We start from the raw sequence: 19,101 nt of genomic DNA on the forward strand, positions 1-19,101 counted from the left end.
GATGAGACGAGAATCAGGCGGCTTCCGACTCCAGCGGGCCGGCGTGTTAGCTCTGGTGCCTCCTCTCCCACCCCTCCGGAGAACCCATCCATGCGTCAGCTCTTCTTCACCGGCGCGGGCATCCTGGTGCTCGCCTCCGCCGCCTGCACGGCGACATCCCACGAGGGGCGTGGGGCCGACCCCACCGTTCCCGCAACCCCCCCAGCGCCCACCATGTCTCCTTCCTCGGAAACGACGTCGTCCCAGACGAACCCGCTGTTGGATCAATGGTCCGGACCCTATGGCGGCGTGCCGGCCTTCAATCGAATCCGCATCGAGCACTTCCGGCCCGCGCTCGAGACGTCGATGAACGAGTACCGCCGGGAGATCGCCGGCCTGGCGAACGAGCCGGCGGCGCCGACCTTCGAGAACACGATCGCCGCGTTCGAGCGGCTCGGGCAGCGCTTCGAGGAGGTGAGCACCCTCTATGGCATCTGGAGCTCGTCGCTCAACGGGCCGGAGTTCCAGATCATCGAGCGGGAGATGGCTCCCCGGCTCGCGGCGCTCTCCGACGAGATCATCCAGAACGAGCGGCTGTTCCAGCGCATCGCGGCCGTCTACGAGTCGCCCGACAAGGCGAAGCTGACGCCCGAGCAGCAGCGCCTGGTGTGGCACCACTACACGCGCTTCGTGCGCTCGGGGGCGCGGCTCGACGCGGAGAAGAAGAAGCAATTGTCGGCGCTCAACCAGCGCCTCGCGTCGCTCTACACGAGCTTCGGCCAGAACGTGCTGGCCGACGAGGAGGGCTACGCCGTGGTGCTCGAGTCGGAGAAGGACCTCGACGGACTGCCCGACTCGGTGCGCGCGGGCGCGGCGGCGGCGGCCTCGTCGCGGGGGCTGGCGGGCAAGTGGGCCATCACCAACACGCGCTCGTCCATGGAGCCCTTCCTGACGTACTCGCGCCGCAGGGATCTGCGCGAGAAGGTCTGGCGCCACTACGTCAACCGGGGTGACAACGGGGACACGCACGACAACAACGCGATCATCACCGAGATCCTCCAGCTGCGTGCCGAGCGGGCCCAGCTCCTGGGCTACGCCACCCATGCCCACTGGCGGCTGGAGAACACCATGGCCCGCACGCCCGAGCGTGCCATGGCGCTGATGGAGGCCGTCTGGAAGCCCGCCGTCGCGCGCGTGCGCCAGGAGGTCGCCGACATGCAGGCGCTCGCCACGAAGGAGGGCGACAAGATCACCATCGAGCCCTGGGACTACCGCTACTACGCCGAGAAGGTGCGCAAGGCGAAGTACGACCTGGACCAGAATGAGGTGAAGCCCTACCTGCAGCTGGAGAAGCTGCGCGAGGCGATGTTCTGGGTGGCCGGCGAGCTGTTCGGCTTCACCTTCACCCCGGTGAACGACGTGCCCGTGTACCACCCGGACGTGCGCGTCTGGGAGGTGAAGGACAAGGCCCAGGGCAAGCACGTGGGCCTGTGGTACTTCGATCCCTATGCCCGGCCGGGCAAGCGCTCCGGGGCGTGGATGAACGCCTATCGCTCGCAGGAGCGCTTCCGGGGGGAGATCACCACCATCGTCTCCAACAACGCCAACTTCGTGAAGGGCCAGCCGGGCGAGCCCGTCCTCATCAGCTGGAGCGACGCGGAGACGCTGTTCCACGAGTTCGGCCATGCGCTGCACGGCCTGAGCTCCGACGTGAACTACCCCGCGCTGTCGGGCACCAACGTGGTGCGTGACTACGTGGAGTTCCCCTCGCAGCTGCTCGAGCACTGGCTGGACACGCCCGAGGTGCTCAACACCTACGCCCTGCACTACCAGACGGGAAAGCCCATTCCTCCCGAGCTCGTCGCGAAGATCGCCAAGGCGGCCACCTTCAACCAGGGCTTCGCCACGGTGGAGTACCTGTCGAGCGCGCTCGTGGACATGAAGCTGCACCTGGCGGGCACGAAGAAGATCGATCCGGACGCGTTCGAGCGCGACACGCTCCAGGGGCTCGGCATGCCCAAGGAGATCGTCATGCGCCACCGCACGCCCCAGTTCGGCCACGTCTTCGCGGGGGACGGCTACTCGGCGGGCTACTACAGCTACCTCTGGTCGGACACGCTCACCGCCGACGCCTTCGAGGCCTTCACCGAGGCCAAGGGCCCCTATGATCGGGACGTGGCCAGCCGGCTGAAGAAGCATGTCTTCTCGGTGGGCAACACGGTGGACCCGGCCGAGGGCTACCGCTCCTTCCGCGGCAAGGACGCGGGCATCGACGCGCTGATGCGCAAGCGCGGCTTCCCCGTGCCCGCGGCGAAGAAGAAGAACTGAGGAGCATCCCGCCTCCGCATGCTGCGCCGGCTCCTCCCCACCCTCGCCGCCCTCGTCTGTGGCCTGCTGGCCCTCTTCTGGGGGCTGGTGAGCCTGCAACGGATCTTCTCCCAGGAGCGGGAGGATGCCCGGGCCCAGCTGCGCACCAGCCGCGAGGCCCTCGAGGAGTCCGCCACCCAGTCCCTGCGCCACCGGCTCGCCCACCGGTTGGAGCGCGAGCTGCCCGCCCTGCATGCCGCCATGGGCAATCCCCTCGCTCCCGGCGAGGGCTACTATCTGCGCTTCCGCGGGCAGCAGTTCCTGCCCCGTGCCACCCACTCGGCCCCCGGCACGGACACGCCCGCCCGGCGCAATTACCGCGCGCTCGTCCACGCGCTCACCTCGGGCGCCATGCCCGAGCCCTGGCGCGAGCGGCTGACACGGCTGCGGGACGTGGAGGCGGCCCTCGAGCGCCAGCAGACCCCGCGCGCCAACGCGCTCGTCGAGGAGTTGCTGCGCCATCACGCGGAGCACCCGCTGCCCGCCGAGCAGGAGCTGCCCTTCGTGCTGCTGCTGCTCGAGCGGCTCCAGCGGGGAGCGGCCACCCCTCCCCTGGTCCGCGCGCTCCTGCGCGAGGGGCTCCCCGAGGACTTCGGTGGCATCCAACGCTCCGCGGGTCTCCAGAGGGATCTGCTGCGCGAGCGCGAGCGCTTCACCTCGCCCGACTTCGCCTTCCTGCTCGTGCGCACCGTGAAGGTGAGCACCGCCCTGGGCGAGCCCACCGACGACTTCCTGGCCCGCGCGCGCGAGGCCGACGCGGGCCTCATCATCCTCCCCGAGGGACTCACCGGCCCCACGCTCCTGGGCGAGCGCTGGTACGTGGAGCCCACCCTCCTGCCCCAGCAACAGGACGTGGTCGTGCGTGGCATCGCCGTGGAGCTCGAGCCGCTGCTCGACGAGCTGGCCACGGAGCTGCGTGCGCGGGGCCACTTCGGCCCGGATGGACGGGTGCTGCTCAGCTCCTCGGACTGGGTGCTGCCCCTGGACACCCTGCGGCTGGAGGTGTCCGTGCCCCAGTGGCGCGCGGCCGAGGAGGCCATCGAGCAACGCCATGGACTCAAGACGCTGCTGGTGGCCACCTGCGGCGCGCTCGCGGTGGCCATCGGGGTGCTCGCCGTGGTGGCCCAGCGCGGGCGCTACCGCTACGTGGAGCTCAAGAGCGACTTCGTGGCCACCGTCTCCCATGAGCTGCGCACCCCGCTGGCCTCCATCCGCCTCATGGCCGAGACGCTCGAGCGCAAGCTCGCCCAGGCCCCGCCCGACACGCGCGCCTACCCCGAGCGCATCCTCCAGGCCGCCGACGGCTTGAGCTTCCTCGTGGAGAACATCCTGTCGTTCAACCGCATCGACAAGGGGCGCTGGCAGCCGCGCATCACCCTCGTGACGCTGGAGGAGCTCGTCGGCATGCTCCGCTCGGACTTGAGGGACTCGGTGTCCGTCCCCGTCCGGCTCACCGCGGACGTGGGCGAGGCCCAGATCGAGGCGGACCCCTCGCTCATCCGCCTGCTGCTGGCCAACCTCGCGCGCAACGCCTGCGCCTACAACCGCCGCACCCCGGTGGAGCTGTCCCTGCGCGCCTACCCTTCCGGGCACAACGGCTGCGTGGTGATGTTCTCCGACAATGGCATCGGCATTCCCCCGGGCGAGTGGGAGAACGTCTTCCGCGACTTCCACCGGTTGGAGTCCAACGGTCCCGAGGTGCATGGCAGTGGCCTCGGGCTCGCGCTGTGCCGCAAGATCATGACCCTGCACGCAGGCCGCATCTCCGTGGAGAACTCCAGCCCCGAGGGCACGACGTTCTGTCTGCTCTTCCCCGAATCCCGAACATGAACTCCCCTTCCGTGCTCATCGTCGAGGACGACGCGAACCTGCGGCTTGGCCTGTGTGACAACCTCCGGGACGAGGGCTACGAGGTGGTGGTGGCCACGAGCGCCCGCGAGGCCGAGCCCCTGCTGAGCACGCGCTCCTTCGAACTCATCCTGCTCGACGTCATGCTGCCGGGCGAGGACGGCTACACCTTCTGCCGGCGCCTGCGCGCGAACGGCGTGCGCACTCCGGTGATGATGCTGACGGCGCGCTCGCTGGAGGACGACATCGTGCGGGGCTTCGAGGTGGGCGCCCAGGACTACCTCACCAAGCCCTACCGCCTGCGCGAGCTGCTCGCGCGTGTGGGCGCCCTGGTGCGGCGCTCCGGCGGCGAGCCTCCCCAGGTCATCTCCTTCGCGGGCTTCCACCTGGACCTGGGCAAGCGCTCGCTGCGCCGCGCCGAGGGCGGGGAGATTGAACTCACCCGCACCGAGTTCGAGCTGCTCGCCTTCCTGCTCAAGCACCGCGACCGGGCCCTCACCCGGACGGAGATCCTCGATGCCGTGTGGGGCGACGTCGTGGTGGATCCGCGCACCGTGGACAACTTCGTCTCCAGCCTGAAGAAGAAGCTCGGCTGGACGAGCACCTCCGCCTTCACCATCCACACCCTCCGGGGAGTGGGCTACCGGCTGGAGCTGGAAACCATGACGAAACCATGACGAAGGCATGGACGGCCCAAGGCCACGCCGTCCACGCGACTCCGTAGGTTGTTGTGTGTCAGCCACGGAGGGCGTCACATGTTTCAGTCGGTCATCCAGCAGTCGGCAGCGGGCAGGGGTCGGTTCGGCACGGGCGTCTGGGTTTCCCTGTTGGTGCACGCGGGCGTGCTCGGCGGAGCGCTGCTCGTGTCGGGAGCCGCCCAGGAAGTCGCTCCCCCGAAGGAGCCGGACGTCTTGATCTTTCAACACCTCCCCGCAGGCCCTCCCCAGACGACGCCCCCCCGGCTCGAGCAGAAGCCCCCACCGCCCAGGGCGCCCGCCGCCAAGAAGCCCCCGGCGCCCCGGAAGACGCTGCGCCAGCCCTCGCTCATCCCGCCCCCACCCGCGATCGAGCCCCAACCGGTGGAGCCCGAGCCGGTGGAGCCCACGCCCTCGGACGTGGAGGCGAGCAGCGAGGCCACGGATTCGCCCCTGGGAAGCGCCATCGGCAAGGTGATCGGGGATACCGCGTGCCTGAATTGCCCCCCGGGGCCCTCGCTCCAGGGCACGGGCGAGGAGGTGGTTCTCTTCGGCGCCGGCATGACGCCCCCACAACTGCTCTCCGAGGGCGTGCCCGTGCGCTACACGTCCGATGCGCTCCAGGCGGGGGTGCGTGGGCTGCTCATCGCCAAGTGCACCATCACCCGTGACGGACAGGTGAACGACTGCCGCGTCCTCAAGGGCCTGCCCTTCATGGATCAGGCGGTGCTCGAGTCACTCGAGAGCCGCCGCTACCGCCCGGTGACCTTCCAGGGCAAGCCGGTCAACGCGATCTACACCTTCAACGTGAAACTCCAGATGCAGTAGTCTCCGAAGGCCAGCCCTGGGCGGGGCCCTTGTCGGCCCGCGGCCCTCGCTTCGCGTCCGCCATGGTGGGCCCCGCGCCCTCCACCGGGCTCACCGTCACCGGGACGGACACGACGCGCAGGTTGCCCGCGAAGTCCGCGGCGCGCAGGTACAGGGAATGACCGCCGCCCTTCACGGCGGAGAGATCGTAGCGACCCTTGTAGGTCATCGTCTCCTTCTCCAGCCGCAGCGGCGTCCAGGCCCCCGAGGAAGAGTCGAACTGGTACTCCACCCGGCGCACCCCCGCGCTCGTGGGGCCATCACTCGCCTGGACGGAGATCTCCAGGTGGCCCTGGAACGCATCGCCCGTGGGCTGGAGGACCGTGACATTGGGTGCCGAGGTGTACAGACCCAGCATGGCGGCCACGAGGTGTGCGCCGACCACGCACAGAACACCCATCGACGGGGCCCACGTCGTCCAGACGGCCGGCCTGACATGACTGTGCTTGGAGGTGGTTGCCATGCCCCGCCTCAAAGCCAGAAGCGTGCCGGACCCGGAGGGCCCACACCCCTCGTGAGGTCCTCTTCCCGGGCCCCTCCTTTCTTTCGGGAAAACGGAAGGTTGCCCGGTCTGTCCGGGTTGAAGACTCTCCGCGTCAATGCAACCCCGACGAGCACCCCCAGCGCAACGTGGAACTTCTTACCGGGACACTCCCGAACAGTCCGGAAGAAACTCCAGAGTCCCCCGGCCGGAGGCCTGTCGCCGTCCCTCGGGCCCGGAGTGCCGGGACGCGGATGCCGCGAGGGACAGTGTGGGGTCCGAGACGGTCGAAAACCGGGGCCTTGACGGCCACTCGCGGATAAGACGTCCGGACCCCGGGAACGAGAGGACGCGTGGACCCGACCGCCCTGCTGTTGAGCCTGCGCCTCGCGGGCTGGACGACGATGCTGCTGCTTCCACTGGGGTTGCCCATCGCCTGGTGGCTCGCCCGTTCGCGGTGGCGGTGGAAGTTCCTGCTCGAGGCCCTGGTGGCGCTTCCGCTGGTGCTGCCCCCCACGGTGCTCGGCTTCTACCTGCTGCGGGCCATGGGCCCCCGGGGTCCGCTGGGGCCCGCCTTCGAGGCCCTCTCCGGACACCCCCTGCCCTTCAGTTTCGAGGGCCTGCTGCTCGCCTCCGTCATCTCCAGCCTGCCCTTCTCCGTGCAGCCCTTCACGGCCGCGCTCGCGGGCGTGGATCCCCGCCTCATCGAGGCCTCGTGGTGCCTGGGCGTGTCCCGCGCGCGCACGTTCTTCCGGGTGGTGCTGCCCCTGGCGGCCACGGGCATCCTCTCCGGCATGGTGCTCACGTTCGCGCACGCGCTGGGGGAGTTCGGCGTGGTGCTGATGGTGGGCGGCAACCTCCCGGGCCACACGCGCACGGCCTCCATCGCCATCTACGACGCGGTGCAGGCGCTGGACTATGACGCGGCGGGGAGGATGTCGCTCGTGCTGCTCATCGTGTCGTTCGTCGTGCTGGCCCTCACCCAGGGGCTGCGCCGCGGGAGGGAGGGCGCATGGACGCGGCGCTCCTGATCGACTTCGAGCAGCGCTTCCGGGACGGCCCCACCATCCAGGCCCACCTGACGCTGCCCGCCACGCCGGGCCGGGTCGCGGTGCTCTTCGGCCCCTCGGGCGCGGGGAAGACCACGGTGCTGCGCGCCCTGGCGGGGCTGGCCCGGCCCGAGCACGGCCGCATCCTCTTCCACGGGGAGACGTGGTGCGACTCGAGCACCCGCGTCTTCCTGCCTCCCCAGGCGCGGCGCATCGGCTTTCTCTTCCAGGACTACGCGCTCTTCCCCCACCTCAGCGCGGAGCAGAACGTGCAATTCGGCCTCGCGCACCTGCCCGTGGCCGAGCGACAGGAGCGCTCGCGCGCCCTCTTCTCGCTCCTGCACCTGGAAGGACTGGAGCGCCGGGGCGCGCGCGAGCTGTCCGGGGGCCAGCAGCAACGGGTGGCCCTGGCGCGGGCGCTCGCCATCCGCCCGCGCCTGCTGCTGCTGGACGAGCCCCTGTCGGCGCTGGACGCACCCTCGCGCGAGGGACTCCGGGGCGAGCTGCGGCGGCTGCTGCGCGAACTGGGCGTGCCCACGGTGGTGGTGACGCATGATCGGCTCGAGGCGCTCGCGTTGGGAGACGATCTCGTCGCCATGGAGCAGGGCCGGGTGTGCCAGGTGGGGCCGGTGGCCGACGTGTTCAACCACCCGGCCGAGCTCGCGGTGGCGCGGATGACGGGGATTGAGACCGTGCTGCCGGGCCGGGTGGTGCGGCGCGAGGCGGGGCTGGCCACGGTGGAGGTGGGCCCCCACTGCCTGCTCGCCCTGGAGTCCACACCCGGAGGGGACGCCGTCTTCGTCTGCCTGCGCGCGGAGGACATCACCCTCGGCCCGCCCGAGGCCACGCCCACCAGCGCGCGCAACCGGCTGGCGTGCACCGTGGTCTCGCTCGTGCCCGAGGGCGCCCTGGTGCGCGTGACGCTCGACGCGGGCGTGCCCCTGGTGGCCCGGGTGACGCGGCTGTCGCGCGAGGAGCTGGGGCTCGCCGAGGGACGCGCCGTCACCGCCTCCTTCAAGGCGCCCGCCGTGCGGCTCGTTCCCCGCCCGTGAGCACCCCCCAGCGCCCGGCCGCGCTCAGGTGGCGCGAGCGTGGGCGAGGACCCGCTGGAACGCCAGCCGCTGGAGCAGCCACCGCCACGGCGAGCGCAACACACCGCGGGCACGCGCCCCGCCGCGCCCGTCCAGCAGGGACTCCATCGCCGAGCCCACTCCCAGCAGCACCGCCCCGTGCAGCCGCTGGGCCGCGTGCTGGCAGAACAGCTCCTGCTTGGGCGTGTCCATGGACACCCACACCAGATCGGGCCGCGTGAGTTCCATGCGATCGATCAAGGTGTCCACCCACGGCCCCCGGCCATTGTCCGGCACGTCCGGCGCGGCCACGCCCACCGCCAGGAGCCCGTAGCGATCGCGCAGCGCGCCCGCCGCCCACTCCGAGAGCTTCGGACGCTCGGCCACCACGACGACACGCCAGGCCCGCTCCCGCGCCAGGGCCGCCAGCGGCGGCAACCACTGCGCGCCCGCTCGCGGCTCCAGGGCGAGCGCGGGCACCCCCAGGCGCCCGGCGGCGCGGATCATCTCGGGGCCTCCCGCCAGCGACAACTCCGCAGTGGCGAGCGCCGAGCGCAACACCTCGTCGCGTTCAGCGCGCACCACCTGCTCCACGTCCGGCAGGAGGATACGTCCCCCCTGTCCGCCCGTGACGAGTCCCTCGACGGCCCGGAGCACCTCATCCAGGCGGCCCAGGTCCAGGGGGACGTGTCCGATGCGCACCCGCGGCAAGCCGCCCGCGGGGCTCTTGTCGAACCGCCAGGGCCTGGACGGAACGAGCCCAGCCCGTGCCGTCACCAGCCTCATCACCCCACGCATGACCCGCCTCCTCCTGACGCCCTCAAGGGAACGACACAGTGGTGTCGCGAGCCCTGATCTGCCAGGGGAGTCTGACGTTCTCGGCTCCGGTGGCTGACAAGTGTGTGACGTGTTCGCCCCGGCCGGATTCGTCCAACGCTACAGATCCGGCGGTGGCCGGACGCCCAGGTGGCAGGCGCGCAACGCGAGCTGGGTGCGGTTCTCCGCGCCCAGCTTCCGGTAGAGCTGGGTCACGTGGGATTTCACCGTGCGCTCGGCGATCTGCAGGTGCGCGGCGATCTTCAGGTTGTCCGCGCCGCCGGCCACGTAGGCGAGCACCTCGCGCTCGCGCTGCGTGAGCGTGAGCAGCACACTCGCGGTGGCGGTGGTCACCGGAGAATGCTCGAAGTCGTTGCGCAACAGCTGCACCGGAAAGAGCCGCTCCCCGCGCACCAGGGCGTTGACGGCCGTGCACACCGCGTTCGACGTGAGGCTCTGCCGGAAGAGATACCCCGAGGCCCCCTCATCGAAGCACTGGGAGATGAAGTCCTGGGCGTTGGCCGAGGACAACACCAGCATCCGCACCTCCAGCCGGCGCTTGCGCGCCTCGCGCAGGAGGTTGAGCCCCTCCATGCTCGAGCACCCCATGCCCGAGTCTCCACCCGGCTCCACGTCCAGGATGGCCACCTGCGGAGGATCCGTGCCGATCCCATCCAGGAGCGTGCGCGCATCGCGCGTCACCCACAGCAGGTTGAGACCTTCACCCTTCAACCCATCGGCCAAACCCTGCCAGGCCGCCCAAGGTCCTTCCAACAAGCCAACGCGCACATCCGCTTGATTCGCTGCCATGTGAGGGCCCCCCAGCCATCATGGCGTACTGCCCATTTTTTTAGTGAAACCAACCAAACTCAGGGTCCGGCCCACATCCTGGCGATCTCGAGATGAATCGTGCGCGTTGTGGCTCGCGAGGATGTCCGGCCCGACCGTCGACACTGCGACTGCGTGCTGCGTGCTGCTGTCGTCACCCGGACGACTTTACTCCCAAACTACCACCGGGATGAAACCACCACCCGGACGACCGCGATACGACCGTGGTCCTTCTCGACCAACGACATGACGAATGGCCATCCCTCGTCTCGCTGTCCAGCCACGGCGGAGTGCGCGTGCCGCGCGACTGTGCACGGGCGAACCCATGGGCCCGGGAAGATGTTGGGCGGCGGGCACTGGCCCCCTTCCGTGGAGCGTGTCCGAACAGGACAACCCTCCGTTCCCGGGGAACGAGAAGCCACGCCAGGGTGGCCATTCCAGGTAATCTTCCCAACACATGAGATCCCCCGCTTCCCCCAGCCTGGACGTCGCCACGCCCGAGCGCGTGTCGCTCTCCCTCCCCGTGGCCGGCATCGGCTATCGGTGTCTGGCCTACCTGGTGGACCTGGCCCTGCTCTTCGCCTTCTGGGTGCTCACCTACTTCGTCTTCACCCTGCTGGTGAGTGACGTCGTCGGCTTCTTCCAGGGCCTGTCCGGCCTGGTGCGCACACTGATGGTGCTGGGCGTGTTCGCCACCCAGTGGGTGTACTGGACATTGTGCGAGGTGCTCATGGGGGGCCAGACGCCCGGCAAGCGGCTCGTCGGCATCCGCGTGGTGCGCGTGGATGGCTCGCCCGTGGGCGTGCTGGAGAGCGCGGTGCGCAACCTCGTGCGCGTGGTGGACTCCTTCCCGCTCATCTACGCCGTCGGGTGCCTGAGCGTGCTGCTCACGCGCCAGCACCGGCGGCTGGGAGATCTGCTCGCCGGCACCCTGCTGGTGCGCGAGGAGCGCATCGACCTGGACAAGTACACCGCCGCGCCCGCGCCCGCTGCCGCGCTCCCGCCCGCCGGCGCCACGGCGAGACTCGCCTCGGGGGACGTGGAGCTCATCCTGTCCTTCCTCGCGCGGGCGCCCTGGCTCGAGCCGGCCGCGCGCACCCGCCTGGGCGCGCGCCTGGTGGAGCGCTATGGCGGGCTCGACGCGCAACAACGCGCCACGCTGCTCGCCATGCCCGGGGGCGCCGAGTCCTTCCTGCGCGCGCGCGTCCAGGCGGAGCGCTGACGTGGCCTCCTCGCTGCCCGCCTTCGTCGCCCGCCGCCGTCCGGATTGGGAGTCACTCGAGGCGCTGCTCACACGCCAGCGCGCGGGCACCCTGCGCCTCGAGGAGTTGCGCACGCTCGACGTGCTCTACCGGCGGGCGGCGGCGGACCTCGCCCACGCGCAGACCTTCCACCCGGGCACCGACGTCCACCGCTTCCTCAACCAGTTGTGCGCCCGGGCCTACGCCGCCATCTACCAGCCCCCGCGCGAGCGCTGGGCGGCCCTGCTCGCCTTCTTCCGCCAGGACTTCCCGCGCACCCTGCGCGCCCACGGCGCCTTCGTGGCCGTGAGCGCCGGCCTGTTCCTGCTGGGCATCCTCCTGGGCGCGGTGGTGGTGCTGCTCGAGCCCCGGGGCGCGGAGCTGCTCGTCCCCGAGAACCTGCGCGACTACATCTCGCGCAAGCAGCTGTGGACGGACGGCCTCTTGTCCGTGGCCCCGCCGGGCGCGGTGGCCTCGGGCATCGCCACCAACAACCTCACCGTCACCATCGCCACCTTCGCCTCGGGGCTGCTGCTCGGCCTGGGCACGGTGTTCATGCTCCTCAACAACGGCGTGCACCTGGGCTCGGTGGCCGCCCTGTGCGTGCACGAGGGGCTGGGCGCCAGGCTGTTCGACTTCATCGCCGCCCATGGGCCCGTGGAGCTGTCCATCATCGTCATCGCCGGGGGCGCGGGGCTGCGCGTGGGCCAGACGCTCATCGATCCCGGCGAGCTGCCCCGGGGCCAGGCCCTGGTGCTGCGCGGGCGCGAGTCCGTGAAGCTCGTGCTCGGGTGCGCCCCCTTCCTCGCCCTCATCGCCGTGGTGGAGGGCTTCATCTCCCCGGGCGACTTCTTCCCGTGGTGGGTGAAGGCCTCGCTGGGGCTCGCGCTGGGGGCGCTCTTCTGGGGCTACCTGCTGCGCGCCGGCAGTGCCGGGCCCCGCGCGGGCGCCGCGGCCGGCTGACGCACCGGCGTGCGCGCGCGCTGGCGGTGGCCGAGGATCTTCTCGTACGCCACGTTCAGCTCCCGCATCTTCGCCTCGCAGCCGCCGCGGTCCGGGTGCTGCGCCAGCGCCAGCTCGCGGAAGCGCGCCCGCACCACCTCGATGGGATCCGACGGCGACACGCCCAGCACCTGGTGCGGATCCTGCTCGTCCAGCGCCGCCAGCCACGCCTCCAGCTTGCTCTTGGCCGCCAGGAAGCGCGCGTCCCCTTCCGTGTTGTCCTTCACCGGGTGGGTACGCATCTTCGCGTCCGCGCGGAACACGTCCGTGTAGGTACTCGACACCCAACGGTGGCACGAGCCGCAGCGGAAGTACTTGATGCTCGGTCCCTCGTGACGGGCCATGCGCACACCGCAATAGGTGCACTCGACCTCCACGTTCTCCAGGGTCCGCCAGTTCCAGCTCGTCCCAACCGCCGCGCTCATGGGTGTGTCCACCTCGGTGTGTGTCCAGGCGCTACAGGTTCGTAGCGGGCGCAAGGTCTCACGATCGGATCCCCTGTCAAAAAAAATGAGCGGGGGGAGCGGTGGAAAAATCCGCTCACACCCGGCGTCCGGCCGGGGCCATTCCGCGCTAGAACCGGCGGATGCTCGAACGGACCATCGCCTTCATCGGCGCCGGCAACATGGCCGAGGCGCTCATCAAGGGGCTGTTGCGCGCCGGCACCGCGCGGCCCGACTCCATCATCGCCACCGGACGCCGCGAGGAGCGGCTGGACGGCCTGCGGCGCACCTACGGGGTGCGCACCACCGTGGACAACGTCGCCGCGGTGCGCGAGGCGGACGTGGTGGTGCTCGCCGTCAAGCCCCAGGCCCTGGACAAGGTGCTCCGCCAGGTGGCGCCCGCGGCGGACACGAAGAAGCTCTTCGTCTCCGTGGCGGCCGGCGTGCCCATCTCCGTGATGGAGCGGCGGCTGGGCCAGGGCATGCGCGTCATCCGCACCATGCCCAACACCCCCTCGCTGGTGGGCATGGGCGCGTGCGCGCTCGCCCCCGGGGAGCACGCGAGCGAGGAGGACATGGCCGTGGCCAGCCGCGTCTTCCAGTCCGTGGGCATCACCACCGTGGTGGAGGAGAACCTCCTGGACGCCGTCACCGGCCTGTCCGGCAGCGGCCCCGCCTACATCTTCCTCATCATCGAGGCGCTCTCGGACGCGGGCGTGAAGGTGGGCCTGCCGCGCTACACCGCCCAGAAGCTCGCCGCGCAGACGGTGCTCGGCAGCGCCCAGCTGCTCATCGAGACCAACACGCACCCCGGCCAGCTCAAGGATCAGGTGACGAGCCCCGGCGGCACGGCGATCGCTGGCCTGCATACCCTGGAGGCAGGCGGGCTGCGCACCACGCTCATCAACGCCGTGGAGGCGGCCACGCGCCGCTCGAAGGAGCTCGGGGAGCAGTTCCTGGAGAAGTCCTAGGGCTGGCCTATACTCGGGGTCATGAAGCTCACCCCGCTCGACATCCGGCAGAAGCGCTTCGAGACCGCCCTGCGCGGCTTCTCCAAGCGAGAGGTGGAGGCCTTCCTGGAGCTCATCGCGGGTGAGTTCGAGGAAGTGGTCAAGGAGAACATCGGCCTGAAGGAGGAGCTCAAGCGCACCCAGCTGCGGCTGGAGCAGCACCTCGAGCGCGAGCGCACCCTTCAGGAGACGATGGTCACCGCCCAGCGCATCAGCGAGGACATGAAGGGCGCGGCCAAGAAGGAAGCGGAGATCATCCTCGCGGACGCCGAGCACCAGGCGGAGAAGATCGTCCACGGCGCGCACCAGCGGCTGGTGCAGGTGGTGGAGGACATCAACGAGCTCAAGCGCCAGCGCACCCAGTTCGAGTCCCAGGTGAAGTCCGTGGTGGAGGCGCACCAGAAGCTGCTCGAGACGTTCAGCGGGCGCACCTTCGCGGACAAGGACTACGCGCGCGTCGAGGACAACGTGGCCTACCTCACCCAGAAGAAGGCGCAGAGCGGCGAGTAGTCCCCCGTGTGACGCCACGCGTCGCGAGCAAGGGATGGCACAGAGCTTGGCGCGGCGTGGGCCCAGGCTGCTATGTCTTCGGGCACGTGAGGCCCGCCCATGCGCCACCTGCTCCTGCTGCTGCTGCTGTTGCTCTCGCCCCGGGGGTGGGCCCAGGAAGAGATCGCCGGTCCGCGGCTTGAAGCGGGCCATGCCCAGGGCCACGTGGAGCCCGCCCTGGTGCCCACGGCCCCGCCAGGGCTGGTGGTCGGCGCGGTGGACACGCCCCGCTTCCACATCCTCTACACCGCCCGCTCCCAGGAGTCCTCGCGCCAGCTCGCCCTCGGCATCGAGTCCATCCGCGACGCCTTCGTGAGCGTGCTGGGGCGCGACTGGCCCGGGACGACGGAGGTGCGCGTGGGCATGGGGCGCGAGGAGTTCGAGGCGCTCGCGCTGCCCGGAGGAGAGCCGCCCGGCTGGGCGGTGGCGCTCGCCTACCCCGCCCACCGCATCATCCTGCTCAACGCCCAGACGCTCGCGGGCCCCGAGGGCCAGGTGACGCTGCGGCACGAGCTGGCGCACGTGGCGCTCGGGCAGCTCGCGCCGCGCTGGCCGCGCTGGTTCCAGGAGGGGCTCGCGCAGCACCTCACCGGGGAGAACCTGTCCATGACGCACTACGCGGCCCTCTTCAGCGCGGTGGCGCAGGAGAAGGTGTTCCGCTTCGAGCACCTGGCCGAGGAGTGGCCGGATCTCCCCACGGACGTGGAGATCGCCTACGCGCAGAGCGCGGCCTTCGTGGCGTGGCTCTCGTCGCACTACGGCCCCGAGGGCATGGGCCGGCTGGTGGACGAGGTCGCCACGGGCCAGCCCTTCGAGCAGGCCTTCGGCAAGGCCTTCCACACCTCGCTGTGGGTGGAGGAGCAGGCCTGGCGCGAGGGACTGGCGGCCCGCTACGGCTGGCTCCCGCTCACCACGAGCACCTCCCTCTTGTGGCTGCTCATCATCGTGCTCAGCGCGGGGGCGTACCTGAGGCTGCGCGCCATCAAGGAGCAGCGGCTCATCGAGATGGACGCGCGCGAGGCCGCCGAGGAAGCCGCCATGCGCGAGGCGCTCGAGGCGGAGCTCGCCCAGCAGCGCGCCGCCCTGGTGCCCCCGGACCTGGCCGCCTCCCCGGCCGCGCCCGAGACATTGGAAATCCCCGAGTGGTACGAGCCGGCCTCCCCGCCCGGCGCGGAGCGCGATGAGGACGAGGACACGCTGCCCCGTCCGGCGAAGCCCACCGTGCACTGAGTTCCCCTCTCCCCGGGTAGAATCTACAGAACCGGGCGCGGCGGTGCCCCGGTGCGCCGCGCCAAGTGGCTGAATTCATTGTCCATTGGCCGCGTGAAGCCGTTGGCCAGCGCCTTGCTTAAGCCCCGTGCATCAGTGGGGAGGAGAGGCGTCATGGCGGAGCACGCACGGCGAAGGGCAGGGGTGGCGAGGGTGTTCGTGGGGCAGCCCGAGCGGCTCGCGGCGGCATGGCGCCGGATGCGCTTCGCGGAGGCCCGCAAGGACGGCTCTCCTCCCCACAACCAATTGGAGAGCGTGGTGGAGCCCTTCATCCGCGAGGTGGGCCGCACGCTGGAGGGCGTGGGGGGCAGCGCCTGGAGCCGGACGCGCGCGGTGCTGCGGCTGTCGTCCCAGCGCGGCTCGCGGGTGCTGAATGACGAGTTCGTGGCGCTGCGCCGCTGCATGCTGGACGCGGTGGAGACGCTCGGCGGAGGGGACGCGGAGCGCGCGGTGGTGAACCAGGCGCTGGACGAGGCGGTCAGCTCGACGCAGGAGCTGGTGGAGCACCTGGCCAACCCCTTCGCGCCCAAGCCGCGGGTGCCATTCGCGGGGCTCGTCGTGCAGTGCTTCGAGAAGCCCGCCCGGGGGCGCGAGAAGACGCACTCCGGGGAGAAGCACGCACCGGCGCACTGAGTTTTTTCGAAGGGTTGGTCGACCCGTCCGGCTTGACGCCTCCCCCGCTTGGGGGGCGGTGTCCGGGGCCGGCGGTTGAAGGGGGCTGCGCTGACGGGCCATGGGGGGCCCGAGGCGCTCACGGGGCGCGTTCCCGTACGGGGGTTCGGAGAACGCGCACGGTATGGCCGCTGAAAGCCGCGTGGGCGGGGGTCCACGCGAGCCTTTCTGACGGCCGGACGGGTCGACACTTTTTCCGGGCGGGCGCGTACGTCAGTGCGCGTCCGCCCACGTGTTTCCAGCCCCCACTTCCACCTTGAGCGGCACCTTGAGCGTCATCACCGCGCCCATGCACCGGCGCGACAGCTCCTTCACGGCCTCCACCTCGTCGTCGGGTGCCTCGAAGAGCAATTCGTCGTGCACCTGCAGCAGCATCCGCGTGCGCAGCTTCTTTCGGGCCAGCTCCGCGTCCACCTCCAGCATCGCCTTCTTCATGAGGTCGGCCGCCGTGCCTTGAATCGGCATGTTGATGGCGGCGCGCTCGGCGGCCTGCACCACCTGGCGGTTCTTCGCGCTCAGGTCCCCCATGGGCCGACGCCGTCCGAAGAGCGTCTCCACGTAGCCCCGCTCGCGCGCCACCCGCACCGTCTCGTCCAGGTAGCGCTTGATGCCGGCGTAGCGCGTGAAGTAGCGCTCGATGATGTCGCGCGCCTCCTCCTCGGGGATGTTCAGGCGCGTGGACAGGCCGTAGGGCGACAGGCCGTAGGCGATGCCGAAGTTGACCATCTTCGCCACCCGGCGCTGATCCTTCGTCACCTCCGCCTGCGGCACGCCGAAGACCTCCGCCGCAGTGCGGCTGTGGATGTCCTCGTCCCGGGAGAAGGCGTCCAGCAGCACCTCGTCCTCGGCGATGTGCGCGAGCAGCCGCAGCTCGATCTGGCTGTAGTCCGCGGAGACGAGCTGGTGGCCCTCGTCGGCGATGAAGGCGCGGCGGATCTCCATGCCCAGCTCGGTGCGGATGGGGATGTTCTGCAGGTTCGGATCCGACGAGGACAGACGCCCCGTGGCCGTGGCCGCCTGGTGGAAGGTGGTGTGCAGGCGCCCGTCCTTCGTCACCAGCTCCGGCAGCGTGTCCAGGTAGGTGCTCTTGAGCTTGGACAGCGAGCGGTACTCGATGATGGCGCGCGGCAGCGCGTGCTTCTCGGCGAGCTTCTCCAGCACCTCCTGGTCCGTGGACGGGCCCGTCTTGCCACGCTTGAGCACCGGCAGCTCCAGCTTCTTGTAGAGCACCTCCGCGAGCTGGGGGTTGGAGCCCACGTTGAACTCGGTGCCCGCGAGCTGGTGGATCTCCTTCACCTTGGCGTCGCACTCGGCGCCCACCTTGTCGGAGATCTTCCGCAGCGCCGCCACGTCCACCTTCACGCCCCGCTCCTCCATGCGCGCGAGGATGGGCACGAGCGGCACCTCCAGCTCCTTGGCGAGCCGGTTGAGGCCCAGGGGCTCCAGCTCCTCCTGGAGCCCGGGCACGAGCCGCCGCGCCACGTCCGCGCGCACCGCGTACGCCACCGCCACTTCCGCGGGCGAGAACTCCTTCAGGGGCCGCGGCTTGCGCCCGCCCGTGGAGGGCAGCGCGGGCAGGTCCACCTGCATCCGCTCGCGGGCGAGGAACTCCAGGGTGTGATCGCGCCGCGACGCATCCAGCAGGTAGCTCAGCAGCTCGACGTCCTCCTCCCCGCCCCTGAGCTGGATGCCCTCGCGCGCGAGCAGCAGCCACAGCGCCTTGAGATCATGCCCGCCCTTCTTCACCCCCTCGTCCTCCAGCACGCCCACGAGCGCGCGCTTGAAGTCCGGGGGCTTCACCTGCTCCACGCCCAGCCCCTCGTGGTGCAGGGGCACGTAGCGCGTGGTGCCATCCGGCAGCGCCACCCCGAGCCCCACCAGCGTGGCGGACAGGGGCAGGCCCTCGTAGGCGGGAAAGAGCGTCACCCGCCCCGCCTGACGGATGGCCGTGGCGAGCGCCTCGAGTGCCTCCTTCGTGGTGACCTGCTCCGTCTGCGTCTCGAGCTTCGTGGGCTCGCGCGCGGGCAGCTCCTTGAGCAGCGCGGAGAACTCCAGCTCGGTGAAGAGCGGGCGCAGAATCTCCTCGCGCAGGGGCTGGCGCACGAGCTGGGCGATGCTCACGTCCAGCTTCAGGTCCGTGCGGAACGTCACCAGGTCGCGCGCGAGCAGGAGGCTGTCGCGGTGCGCCTCCAGGGCCGCGCGCATCTTCGGCTTCTTCACCTCGGTGAGCCGCGAGAGCAGCGCGTCCACGCCCCCGAACTGGGTGAGCAGCTCCACCGCGCTCTTGGGGCCGATGCCCGGCACCTTGGGCACGTTGTCGATGGCATCCCCGATGAGCGCCAGGTAGTCGCGCATCTGCGCGGGCTCGATGCCCAGGCGCTCCTTCACCTCGGAGGGAGTGGTGTAGCGCTCGTTCTGCGGATCATAGAGGTGCACGCGCTCGGAGACGATCTGCACGAAGTCCTTGTCCCCGGTGACGACGAGCACGTCGAAGCCCTCGGCGACGGCGCGCTGGGCCAGGGTGCCGATGACGTCGTCCGCCTCCCAGCCGGCCACCTCCAGGATGGGCAGCGCGAGCCCCTCCACCACGCGGCGGATGTAGGGGAACTGCTGGGACAGATCCTCCGGCGTCTCCTTGCGGTTGGCCTTGTAGTTGGGATCGATCTTCTGGCGCTCGGCGCGGCTCTCCTTGTCGAAGGCGAGCGCCACGTGGGAGGGCTCGAGTTCCCGGAGCGCCTTGAGCACCTGGCGGGTGAAGCCCAGGGTGGCGTTGGTGGGAATCCCCTGGCGGGTCGTCAGGGGAGGAATGGCGTGATAGGCGCGGAAGATGAAGCTGGAGGCGTCGATCAGGACGAGGCGGGGCGCGCCATTCGAGGGAGGGGGGACCATGGACCCGGCCTTAACCGAGCCCACGC

General features: G+C 70.5%; 17 protein-coding genes. 12 read left to right on the plus strand and 5 right to left on the minus strand.

Annotated elements, in window-relative coordinates:
* Positions 1-90: 90 nt before the first annotated feature.
* The 4 genes from F0U63_RS30770 to F0U63_RS30785 all read left to right on the plus strand — a co-directional run bounded on the left by F0U63_RS30770 (position 91) and on the right by F0U63_RS30785 (position 5,717).
* Entirely contained in the window at positions 91-2,307 is a 2,217-nt protein-coding gene (locus tag F0U63_RS30770) for a M3 family metallopeptidase (RefSeq protein WP_395835277.1), read from the plus strand.
* Positions 2,308-2,325: 18 nt separating this feature from the next.
* Positions 2,326-4,176, plus strand: a complete 1,851-nt coding sequence (locus F0U63_RS30775; RefSeq protein ID WP_395835279.1) for a sensor histidine kinase — start codon at positions 2,326-2,328, stop codon at positions 4,174-4,176.
* Positions 4,173-4,871 (plus strand): response regulator transcription factor, encoded by a 699-nt coding sequence (locus F0U63_RS30780; RefSeq protein WP_395835281.1) that lies wholly within the window; start codon positions 4,173-4,175, stop codon positions 4,869-4,871. Before F0U63_RS30775 ends, F0U63_RS30780 begins: the two co-directional genes overlap by 4 nt.
* A 78-nt stretch (positions 4,872-4,949) precedes the next feature.
* A complete protein-coding gene (locus tag F0U63_RS30785; protein ID WP_395835283.1) occupies positions 4,950-5,717 on the plus strand; it encodes an energy transducer TonB in 768 nt (255 codons plus the stop codon).
* Here F0U63_RS30785 and F0U63_RS30790 read toward each other — a convergent pair.
* Positions 5,692-6,219, minus strand: coding sequence for a hypothetical protein (locus tag F0U63_RS30790; RefSeq protein ID WP_395835285.1), 528 nt, complete (start codon positions 6,217-6,219; stop codon positions 5,692-5,694). The genes F0U63_RS30785 and F0U63_RS30790 overlap by 26 nt on opposite strands.
* A 371-nt stretch (positions 6,220-6,590) precedes the next feature.
* Between F0U63_RS30790 and modB the strand changes: the two genes are divergently transcribed.
* Together modB and F0U63_RS30800 are read left to right on the plus strand one after the other, a co-directional pair.
* A complete protein-coding gene (gene modB, locus F0U63_RS30795; protein WP_395835287.1) occupies positions 6,591-7,268 on the plus strand; it encodes a molybdate ABC transporter permease subunit in 678 nt (225 codons plus the stop codon).
* Positions 7,250-8,338 (plus strand): ABC transporter ATP-binding protein, encoded by a 1,089-nt coding sequence (locus F0U63_RS30800; protein WP_395835289.1) that lies wholly within the window; start codon positions 7,250-7,252, stop codon positions 8,336-8,338. The genes modB and F0U63_RS30800 overlap by 19 nt, the downstream gene beginning before the upstream one ends.
* Before the next feature lie 24 nt (positions 8,339-8,362).
* On the opposite strand, the gene F0U63_RS30805 is transcribed toward F0U63_RS30800, so the two are convergent.
* Positions 8,363-9,154, minus strand: a complete 792-nt coding sequence (locus tag F0U63_RS30805) for a WecB/TagA/CpsF family glycosyltransferase (RefSeq protein ID WP_395835291.1) — start codon at positions 9,152-9,154, stop codon at positions 8,363-8,365.
* A 138-nt stretch (positions 9,155-9,292) separates the two neighbouring features.
* Complete coding sequence (locus F0U63_RS30810) at positions 9,293-9,982, minus strand: LuxR C-terminal-related transcriptional regulator (protein WP_395835293.1); 690 nt, start codon at positions 9,980-9,982, stop codon at positions 9,293-9,295.
* A 475-nt stretch (positions 9,983-10,457) separates the two neighbouring features.
* On the opposite strand from F0U63_RS30810, the gene F0U63_RS30815 reads away from it, so the two are divergent.
* Complete coding sequence (locus F0U63_RS30815) at positions 10,458-11,222, plus strand: RDD family protein (protein ID WP_395835295.1); 765 nt, start codon at positions 10,458-10,460, stop codon at positions 11,220-11,222.
* A gap of 1 nt (position 11,223) precedes the next feature.
* Positions 11,224-12,204, plus strand: a complete 981-nt coding sequence (locus F0U63_RS30820) for a stage II sporulation protein M (RefSeq protein WP_395835297.1) — start codon at positions 11,224-11,226, stop codon at positions 12,202-12,204.
* Here the strand turns inward: F0U63_RS30820 and F0U63_RS30825 are convergent.
* Entirely contained in the window at positions 12,150-12,668 is a 519-nt protein-coding gene (locus tag F0U63_RS30825) for a J domain-containing protein (RefSeq protein ID WP_395835300.1), read from the minus strand. The genes F0U63_RS30820 and F0U63_RS30825 overlap by 55 nt on opposite strands.
* A 161-nt stretch (positions 12,669-12,829) precedes the next feature.
* Between F0U63_RS30825 and proC the strand changes: the two genes are divergently transcribed.
* The 4 genes from proC to F0U63_RS30845 all read left to right on the plus strand — a co-directional run bounded on the left by proC (position 12,830) and on the right by F0U63_RS30845 (position 16,147).
* Entirely contained in the window at positions 12,830-13,657 is an 828-nt protein-coding gene (gene proC / locus F0U63_RS30830) for a pyrroline-5-carboxylate reductase (RefSeq protein ID WP_395835302.1), read from the plus strand.
* A 21-nt stretch (positions 13,658-13,678) separates the two neighbouring features.
* Positions 13,679-14,206: a DivIVA domain-containing protein gene (locus tag F0U63_RS30835; protein WP_002628268.1), complete on the plus strand. Its 528-nt coding sequence runs from the start codon at positions 13,679-13,681 to the stop codon at positions 14,204-14,206.
* Between the two features lie 99 nt (positions 14,207-14,305).
* Positions 14,306-15,475: a peptidase MA family metallohydrolase gene (locus tag F0U63_RS30840; RefSeq protein ID WP_395835305.1), complete on the plus strand. Its 1,170-nt coding sequence runs from the start codon at positions 14,306-14,308 to the stop codon at positions 15,473-15,475.
* 153 nt (positions 15,476-15,628) lie between these two features.
* Positions 15,629-16,147 (plus strand): hypothetical protein, encoded by a 519-nt coding sequence (locus tag F0U63_RS30845; RefSeq protein WP_395835307.1) that lies wholly within the window; start codon positions 15,629-15,631, stop codon positions 16,145-16,147.
* A 252-nt stretch (positions 16,148-16,399) separates the two neighbouring features.
* On the opposite strand, the gene polA is transcribed toward F0U63_RS30845, so the two are convergent.
* Positions 16,400-19,075 carry a DNA polymerase I gene (gene polA, locus F0U63_RS30850; protein WP_395835309.1) on the minus strand — a complete coding sequence of 892 codons (2,676 nt, stop codon included), beginning with the start codon at positions 19,073-19,075 and terminating at the stop codon, positions 16,400-16,402.
* Between the last annotated feature and the right edge of the window lie 26 nt (positions 19,076-19,101).

The organism is Cystobacter fuscus (assembly GCF_044360685.1).
GTDB classification, from domain to species: Bacteria; Myxococcota; Myxococcia; order Myxococcales; family Myxococcaceae; genus Cystobacter; species Cystobacter fuscus_C.

What these genes read in the sequence shown, in the direction of transcription:
- F0U63_RS30770 (WP_395835277.1), top strand. Translation starts at nt 91, where the DNA reads ATGCGTCAGCTCTTCTTCACCGGCGCGGGCATCCTGGTGCTCGCCTCC.
- F0U63_RS30775 (WP_395835279.1), top strand. Translation starts at nt 2,326, where the DNA reads ATGCTGCGCCGGCTCCTCCCCACCCTCGCCGCCCTCGTCTGTGGCCTG.
- F0U63_RS30780 (WP_395835281.1), top strand. Translation starts at nt 4,173, where the DNA reads ATGAACTCCCCTTCCGTGCTCATCGTCGAGGACGACGCGAACCTGCGG.
- F0U63_RS30785 (WP_395835283.1), top strand. Translation starts at nt 4,950, where the DNA reads ATGTTTCAGTCGGTCATCCAGCAGTCGGCAGCGGGCAGGGGTCGGTTC.
- F0U63_RS30790 (WP_395835285.1), bottom strand. Translation starts at nt 6,219, where the DNA reads ATGGCAACCACCTCCAAGCACAGTCATGTCAGGCCGGCCGTCTGGACG.
- F0U63_RS30800 (WP_395835289.1), top strand. Translation starts at nt 7,250, where the DNA reads ATGGACGCGGCGCTCCTGATCGACTTCGAGCAGCGCTTCCGGGACGGC.
- F0U63_RS30805 (WP_395835291.1), bottom strand. Translation starts at nt 9,154, where the DNA reads ATGCGTGGGGTGATGAGGCTGGTGACGGCACGGGCTGGGCTCGTTCCG.
- F0U63_RS30810 (WP_395835293.1), bottom strand. Translation starts at nt 9,982, where the DNA reads ATGGCAGCGAATCAAGCGGATGTGCGCGTTGGCTTGTTGGAAGGACCT.
- F0U63_RS30815 (WP_395835295.1), top strand. Translation starts at nt 10,458, where the DNA reads ATGAGATCCCCCGCTTCCCCCAGCCTGGACGTCGCCACGCCCGAGCGC.
- F0U63_RS30825 (WP_395835300.1), bottom strand. Translation starts at nt 12,668, where the DNA reads ATGAGCGCGGCGGTTGGGACGAGCTGGAACTGGCGGACCCTGGAGAAC.
- proC (WP_395835302.1), top strand. Translation starts at nt 12,830, where the DNA reads ATGCTCGAACGGACCATCGCCTTCATCGGCGCCGGCAACATGGCCGAG.
- F0U63_RS30835 (WP_002628268.1), top strand. Translation starts at nt 13,679, where the DNA reads ATGAAGCTCACCCCGCTCGACATCCGGCAGAAGCGCTTCGAGACCGCC.
- F0U63_RS30840 (WP_395835305.1), top strand. Translation starts at nt 14,306, where the DNA reads ATGCGCCACCTGCTCCTGCTGCTGCTGCTGTTGCTCTCGCCCCGGGGG.
- F0U63_RS30845 (WP_395835307.1), top strand. Translation starts at nt 15,629, where the DNA reads ATGGCGGAGCACGCACGGCGAAGGGCAGGGGTGGCGAGGGTGTTCGTG.
- polA (WP_395835309.1), bottom strand. Translation starts at nt 19,075, where the DNA reads ATGGTCCCCCCTCCCTCGAATGGCGCGCCCCGCCTCGTCCTGATCGAC.